The organism is Lactobacillus sp. N54.MGS-719, assembly GCF_000980505.1.
GTDB classification, from domain to species: Bacteria; Bacillota; Bacilli; order Lactobacillales; family Lactobacillaceae; genus Lactobacillus; species Lactobacillus amylovorus.
On sequence record NZ_LARO01000060.1, the window covers coordinates 1 to 6,872 of the forward strand.

The 6,872-nt window shown below is 37.9% G+C and carries 8 protein-coding genes and 1 pseudogene; 4 read left to right on the top strand and 5 right to left on the bottom strand.

Annotated features, from left to right (window positions below):
• The first annotated feature begins 184 nt into the window (after window positions 1-184).
• The gene (gene tnpA, locus WS44_RS08375; protein ID WP_013641431.1) at window positions 185-649 is read left to right on the top strand and encodes an IS200/IS605 family transposase; all 465 of its coding nucleotides are present in this window, start codon (window positions 185-187) and stop codon (window positions 647-649) included.
• A gap of 102 nt (window positions 650-751) precedes the next feature.
• On the opposite strand, the gene WS44_RS08380 is transcribed toward tnpA, so the two are convergent.
• From WS44_RS08380 to WS44_RS08390, 3 genes are all read right to left on the bottom strand, one after another.
• Window positions 752-1,519 (bottom strand): C40 family peptidase, encoded by a 768-nt coding sequence (locus WS44_RS08380; RefSeq protein WP_046434012.1) that lies wholly within the window; start codon window positions 1,517-1,519, stop codon window positions 752-754.
• 270 nt (window positions 1,520-1,789) lie between these two features.
• Window positions 1,790-2,344: a C40 family peptidase gene (locus tag WS44_RS08385; RefSeq protein ID WP_013438629.1), complete on the bottom strand. Its 555-nt coding sequence runs from the start codon at window positions 2,342-2,344 to the stop codon at window positions 1,790-1,792.
• A gap of 183 nt (window positions 2,345-2,527) precedes the next feature.
• Window positions 2,528-3,076, bottom strand: a complete 549-nt coding sequence (locus WS44_RS08390) for an AAA family ATPase (protein WP_014566176.1) — start codon at window positions 3,074-3,076, stop codon at window positions 2,528-2,530.
• Window positions 3,077-3,172: 96 nt separating this feature from the next.
• On the opposite strand from WS44_RS08390, the gene WS44_RS08395 reads away from it, so the two are divergent.
• Window positions 3,173-3,475, top strand: a complete 303-nt coding sequence (locus tag WS44_RS08395; protein ID WP_013438631.1) for a DUF2187 family protein — start codon at window positions 3,173-3,175, stop codon at window positions 3,473-3,475.
• A 93-nt stretch (window positions 3,476-3,568) separates the two neighbouring features.
• Window positions 3,569-5,074: an O-antigen ligase family protein gene (locus WS44_RS08400; protein ID WP_046434013.1), complete on the top strand. Its 1,506-nt coding sequence runs from the start codon at window positions 3,569-3,571 to the stop codon at window positions 5,072-5,074.
• Window positions 5,075-5,119: 45 nt separating this feature from the next.
• On the opposite strand, the gene WS44_RS08405 is transcribed toward WS44_RS08400, so the two are convergent.
• On the bottom strand, window positions 5,120-5,740 hold the full coding sequence (locus tag WS44_RS08405) for an LVIS_2131 family protein (protein WP_014566179.1): 621 nt from the start codon (window positions 5,738-5,740) through the stop codon (window positions 5,120-5,122).
• A gap of 125 nt (window positions 5,741-5,865) precedes the next feature.
• On the opposite strand from WS44_RS08405, the pseudogene WS44_RS08410 reads away from it, so the two are divergent.
• Window positions 5,866-6,088, top strand: a pseudogene (locus WS44_RS08410) (class Ib ribonucleoside-diphosphate reductase assembly flavoprotein NrdI); the annotation flags it as partial.
• A gap of 125 nt (window positions 6,089-6,213) precedes the next feature.
• On the opposite strand, the gene WS44_RS08415 reads toward WS44_RS08410, so the two are convergent.
• On the bottom strand, window positions 6,214-6,759 hold the full coding sequence (locus WS44_RS08415) for a hypothetical protein (RefSeq protein WP_046434014.1): 546 nt from the start codon (window positions 6,757-6,759) through the stop codon (window positions 6,214-6,216).
• Window positions 6,760-6,872: the final 113 nt, after the last annotated feature.

Consider the following 6,872-nt stretch of genomic DNA (forward strand, 5'->3'; position numbering starts at 1 on the left):
GTTTAATGATTTTCTTTTGCTTAGAACTAGGATAAAAGCGAAGCTTAACGCCAAAATGATAGGCTAAACTGCTCATTCTTTTCATGTATTTCACCTCCTTGTATTATTGTAATTTGATTATAGCCTATGTATATCTTATAATCAACAGTAAATAGATACATAGTAGACGAAAGGATATTAGACTATGAATAATAAGAGAGACAAAATAAAAGACGCAGGCTATGAAAAACACTACGTCTATAATGCACACTATCATCTAATTTGGTGTACTAAATACCGCAATCAAATCTTTACTAACCAAGACCTGGCTCAAGAAATGCGAGACCTGCTCAAGCAAATAGCTGAAGATAATCAAATCAAAATTGAAAAAATGGAGGTAATGCCTGAACATATTCATTTGCTTATCAGCTTTAGACCATCAAAATCAGGTTCAAGCGTAGTCAAAGCACTCAAAGGAAGAAGTGCTTTTTTATTCTTCAAGAATCATCCCGAAATTAAGCAAAACAAGATGTGGGGCGGACATTTATGGTCACCCAGCTATTACTTTGGCACGGTAGGGAATATGTCTAAAGAAGTAGTAGAAAAGTACATTAATGACCAGATCTACAATGCCGTTAGAGACGGCAAGCCCTATCCATCCCCGCATTAAAATACGGGGATTTTCGGGCGTTTTTCATTAAATAAGCTTATAGACGCAAAAAAACGAACCACAAATCGTGTGATTCGCTTAATTCTTTTATTCAATTTTCGTTTAGTTCAAAATACGCTTAGCTGCGCTTGGGTAGAAGTAACCACTCAAACTTTGCTTGATAACGCCTTGACCTGGAGTCGCGGCGTGGATGTATTGATTGTTACCAACATAAATACCTACGTGGTATGGAGCACTTGCGGAGCCCCAGAAAAGCAAGTCACCTGGTTGTAAGTTCTTCATTGAAACTGAGGTACCTTGCTTAACTTGGTCGTAAGTAGTTCTACCGATGTTCACACCAGCAGCCTTTGAGTAAACATATGAGGTAAGACCTGAACAGTCAAAACCGTTAGCACCGGTACCGCCCCATACGTAATTCTTACCAAGTTGTGCTTCAGCTAAAGTAACAATAGCTGATACATCGCCGGTTGCTTGAACTGACTTCTTAGCCTTCTTTGGCTTAGCAACTGTTGCAGTAGCTTGAGTTGTAGTATTCTTAGTTACTGTATTACCAGCTGGAGTGGTGTATTGAGCCATGATCCATTGGTTTTGACCAACTTGGTACCAAACGCGTCCCTTCTTGTCAGTCTTTTGATCAAGGACATTCCAAGTGGTGCCGTGTTGTGCACGTTGACCTGTGAAGTGACCACCGTTGTAGTTATCCCAGATATTTATACCGTAACCTGGAACGTAGTTGATCTTTACTTTAGTGGTAGCAGCTTGAACTTTAGCAGTAGTTGATTCTGGCTTAACAGCACTTACTGTAGCTACACCGGTCAGAGTTAAAGCAGCTGCTGCAGTAACTTTTACAAAATTGCTCTTAATATTCATCAAATGCTCCTATATATGTCTGTTAGTTTTTACTTAAGTTGTCAGATCTTTTAGTTTTGGTAACGAAAATGCGTTTTTTCGGAAAATCTTTAAACTTCTTTAATTAATCTACAAGCTCTATAATAATGCCCTTATGTTACATAACTGTTACAAAAGTAATACTAACTTAATAAAAAAAGCGCTTTCGAAAATTTACACAAAAAAAGAGTTGGATAAAAAATCCAACTCTTCTTTCTATAATTTTTTGAGAAATATATTTTTTATTTTGTTTTAGTCGATAACACGCTTAGCTGATGATGGCATGAATGAACCTAAAGTTTGGATCTTAACGTTTTGACCAGGAGCTGGAGCGTGAACATACTTACCATTACCAATGTAGATAGCTACGTGTGAGTTACCCCAGAATAACAAGTCACCCTTCTTAAGCTTCTTAGTTGAAAGTGATACTGCCTTACCTAAAGTGATTTGGCCGTAAGTAGTTCTTGGCAAAGTCTTGTTAATTGCGTTCTTGAAAACGTAAGTAGTTAAACCTGAGCAATCGAAACCTGAAGGACCAGTTGCACCCCAGATGTAAGGTTTGCCAACTTGCTTCTTAGCGAGTTTAACAACTGCGCCACGTTTTTGGTCAGCTGCTGAAGTCTTCTTAACTGAAGAATCGGCTGGAGTAGTTGTTTCGATATCAGAAAGAGAATCGTTAGTGTTTACAGTAGTAGTGTTAATGTCGTCAGCGTGAACAGTTGCTGCAGGAACATTAACAGTTGCAAGACCTGTAAAGAAAATTGATAAAGCTGCTGTGTATTTAACCAAAGTACGTTTAAAACTCAAAATTTATTTCTCCTTAAAAATTATTTTTTATTCTTAGTTTTTAAATTCGTTTATTTAGTGATCTCTTGAATCAACTGACGTTTTATATAATAACGCCCGAATGTTACATGAATGTTTCAAAAGAACTACCATCACGTTAAGAAACATTGCAAAAGGAGAAATGATCTGTAAAAAACGGAGTGCCTAGTCTTCCTCAAGCCTTGATATGATCGAGTTTAGCGTTTCTTTAGTTTTGTTAAGATTATCGTTAACAATTACATGAGCGTACTGTTTCAAATCTGCTGGAAGCAAGTTTAATTCGCTACCACTAAGGCGTTCCTTAATCTTCTCAGGATCGTCGCCACGCTTGAGCAGCCGCTCTTTTAGCTCTTCTTTAGTCGAAGTTGTGACATATAAGAAATAAACTTTGTCACCTAATTGTTTAATGTAAGAATATACGCCTTGAATATCGACGATTAATGACACCAGATCGTGTTTTTCCCAAGCGAGGTTTAATGCTTCACGACTTGAACCATACTGATATGAACCGTATTTTACATGTTCAAAGAAGTGTAATTTCTTAAATGAATCATCTGTTTCAAAGTGATATGACACATTCTGCCTTTCGCCGACACGCATTGGCCGTGTGGTATGCGTTAAAACGCGCGGAATGTCATATTTTTCATATAAATAATCGGAAATGGTCGTCTTGCCAGCACCACTTGGTCCCGCAATTAAAATTATTTTTTTCAAAAGAATATCCCCCACTTGAAAATGTTGCTTTTATATATTAACATTCTACTGTCAAAAAAGACTAAGACTTTTCATTTGGAAAGGAAAATATAAATAATGAAAAAAGCAGACGTAAAAGTAGGCGCAATCGTTGGCGCTAAGTCAGAAGAAGAACTTAAAAAGCCATTCCAAGGCAAAGTTGAAAAAATTTACGAAAACTCTGCACTCTTAGCTATCACTTCATACGATCCCGTTGACGCAACTTCAGTCAGCGACTTGAACAACAAAATCGTAGTCAACTTCAAGAACTTAAAGGTTGCTCGTGCTGTCAAGAACAGTAAGACTGCTTCAACTAACGAAGTTAAGGTAGAAAAGATTGCCAAGAAGGACGACAAGAAGTCTTCTAAAGACAAGAAATAATTCAAATTTGTAAAAAAGATCCTACGTGTTTATTTACGTAGGATCCTTTTTTGCCTAAAATTAGGAAGAAATTTAATTTACAAGGGAGAAAAAATGAAGGAAAAAACAAGAACCGTCCTCTTTTGGTTCATTTTGATTCAACCATTTTTGGACTTGTACTGGTTCTACAACGGCAAATTGGCCGACGTCTTGCCATTCACTTTGCCAACAATTATTAGAATCCTGGCTGTTTTTGTCATCTTCTGCATGTTTTTCAGTCAAAAGCAAAATTGGCAAAAACTGGGACAAGAAAAATGGTTGATCGTTTATCTAGCATTATTGATTGTCTACTCGATTCTGCACCTGATTCACGTCCGTCACTTCAACAGCGTAAACCCCAACGATTATAATTACTCAATCGTCAGCGAAATCTTCTATTTAATTAGAATGGTTTTGCCTCTCTTGGTAATTTTCTTTACCAAAGAACTCGAATTTACCAGAGAGCAATTTAGACACGTAATCGAAGGAATCAGCGGACTTTTCTCATTCACGATCGTCATCAGCAATCTCTTCGTAATCTCGCTGAGAAGTTACGAAACAGGCTTTATCAGTGCCAATATCTTCGAATGGTTCGTTAATCCAAATATCGGCTACTCGCATATGGCTTCGAAGGGTTTCTTCAACTTTGCCAACATGGTTTCGGCCGTATTGTTTATGCTTGTACCGCTCATGCTCTACTTCATGTTCAGCCACTTCAATTGGAAGACTATTACGTTGAACGTAGTCCAAGCTTTAGCCATGATCGAATTGGGAACGAAGGTTGCCTTGATCGGTTTAATCGGCGGTATTATCGCAGGCGTTCTGCTCTATGTTTTCCATTTGTACATTGTTAAAGATGTAAAGAAAAATGGGAAAGCAATCGTTGTTGCACTGCTCATGGAAGCCGGAACTCTTGCAATCATCCCCTTTGGCCCAGCCATTCAACGTTACAACTACGAAAAATACTTGGCTCAACAATCCGACAACAGTTTGACCCAAGCTAAAGAAGAATTGGCTGAAGGCCTTAAGAAGTATCCTAGTGGTCAAAAGCGCAAGGAATTTTTGACCAACTTCATTGGCGAGCACTATCAAGATTATGCTTTAAACAAAAAGTTTGTCACCAAGAGCTATCCATATAAATACGATCCAGAATTCTGGCTCAAGATCATGAACGAACCAGGCACTTCACGGATGCAAAACCGCCACGTCGAAAAGGCGATGCTGGATCAGGTGATTAAAACTAACAATAATAAGCTCGACAAGGTATTCGGTATTTCTTATACCAGAGAAACCAATATCTTCAATCTAGAGCGTGATTTTACCAGTCAGGTCTATTCCCTTGGCTGGGTCGGCATGCTACTGTTTATCGGTCCTTACGTCGTGATCATGCTCTATGCTTTGATCAAGTGGCTAATAAATAAACAACTGCGGACATACCTCATTAGTTCGATGCTTTTGTCCATTGCCTTCATGCTCTTGGCGGCATTTCTTTCAGGCAACGTGATGGACTTCTTAACCGCCAGCTTTATCTTGGCCTTTGTCGAAGGCGGGATGCTCGGTGAGATAAAAAAAGAAGACTAAAAAAACAAACTAGATCAGAATTAACTAATCTAGTTTTTCTTTTGCCTATTTTTGCTTAATAAAGCTCTGATCTGGTACACGGATCAAGTAGTAGCGCGTAGCTAAATGCCCTGCGTGCATCCCTATCCCGTTTTGCCAGTTTTTCTTATAAAATGCCGTATAAATAGCAACATAAGCACGTTGGTATTTCTTATCCATCTTCGTCAGATCCTTCTTAACGTAAGGGATCTTCTCGGCATCCACATCAAGTGCAGTGTTGCCGTATGCAATTGAAGCATAGTCACTTGATGTCGTAATCTTGCTTCCTGCACGATAGAAAGTATATGTCTGTGAACCGTTCTTTCTCTTATCAGAGTTGATGGTTACGTAGCTTGAATTGCCCGAACCAGTTCTCATAATCAATGGTTCATACTTAATGGTTGAAGTAATGCGGTTAGCATCTTCCAAATCCGGATTGTCCATAAAAGTCTGATTGAACATCCAGCCAGCTGCCACTAGCAATACAACAACTTCAACTACGTTAATTAAAAAGTTTGGCCAAGTAAAGCGTTTATGCTGTTTGATAATCATCTTGATCCGCCGTTGACGGATATTCTGGACGATAAAAACTAAATAAAGAATAATTGCGACCCAAATCAAGATCCCAATAATGTTCCAACTAAACATTGCGTCGTCCTCCTTGCTTTTAATTATAGGGGAATTTATTAAAAATTTGAATAGCAGATACATTGAATACTTTGCTTACAGGTGAGACGATACTCATAGGTACATTAGATTTATTAGGGAAAAATATGGTAGCAATTGCATTTTATTCAATAACTGGGCTTCATGATGGACTCTGTCGTTGATTTTTCAACATATAAAGACAACAAGAAAAACTTAATAGGAATTATTGGTTGTGGCAACCGAAACTTCAACGACCTTTTCGTTCAAACCGCTAAGAAGATCGCAGTAACTTTGGAAGTGCCCATTTTATATTTACTAGAATTCAGTGGTACTAATGAAGATGTGAAAAAGGTGTAATCAAGAGTGCAGTCTTTGAAGACTTCTTCTTCTACACCAATAATCATTCACTAACAAAATTCAAAGAAATTAAGTAATAAAAAAGCCCAGGAACAAATTCCTGGGTATTTTTGTCGCTACTTCTTTTTAGTTGTAGCTTTCTTCTTGGTCGTTGTCTTTTTCTTAGTAGTGGTCTTGGTAGTTTTAGCCTTACTTTCAGTCTTCTTGTATTCACGCACTACCTTTATCTTTTCAACGATAGCGTCAACCAACTTTTCAACTACTGCGTCAGAGTCTTGTTCGATTTCTTCTTCAGTTGCCAATTGATCGATTCGGAAGTGAGAAACGTTAACGTATTCTGAACGTGTTTCAAAATAGACGTTCAAGCCATATTCTTGGCCTTCTTCAAAGAAGTTAGCCACCTTTTTATAATTGGCATATGGCAAGTTGATGATGTTAGTTTCAAGTGCAAAAGTAACGGGACGTTGACCGGTTACTGCCAGTTGCGTTTGGACTAATGAATCATGCTTGAATGCAGCTACGACTTCCTTGACCATCTTTTTGGCGTAAGGCTTGATTTTACTTTTAGATTTACTGATGTCGGCGTATTTTACTGTTTCAAGATCTTGAATGTAGTCTTGGTTTTCAATTTTATCGTTTAAATCTTTTAAATTAATCTTCAAAATAAACTATCCTTTTTTTCTACTCTAAGTCAAGTGTTATCAACGATTTTAAGCAATTTTATTTTGAAATACAGGCCTAATCGGGAAATGGCTCCCGGAGAATCGAGTTAAAT

Excerpts from the sequence above, each read along its gene's own strand:
- tnpA (WP_013641431.1), top strand. The coding sequence starts at position 185 with ATGAATAATAAGAGAGACAAAATAAAAGACGCAGGCTATGAAAAACAC.
- WS44_RS08380 (WP_046434012.1), bottom strand. The coding sequence starts at position 1,519 with ATGAATATTAAGAGCAATTTTGTAAAAGTTACTGCAGCAGCTGCTTTA.
- WS44_RS08395 (WP_013438631.1), top strand. The coding sequence starts at position 3,173 with ATGAAAAAAGCAGACGTAAAAGTAGGCGCAATCGTTGGCGCTAAGTCA.
- WS44_RS08400 (WP_046434013.1), top strand. The coding sequence starts at position 3,569 with ATGAAGGAAAAAACAAGAACCGTCCTCTTTTGGTTCATTTTGATTCAA.
- WS44_RS08405 (WP_014566179.1), bottom strand. The coding sequence starts at position 5,740 with ATGTTTAGTTGGAACATTATTGGGATCTTGATTTGGGTCGCAATTATT.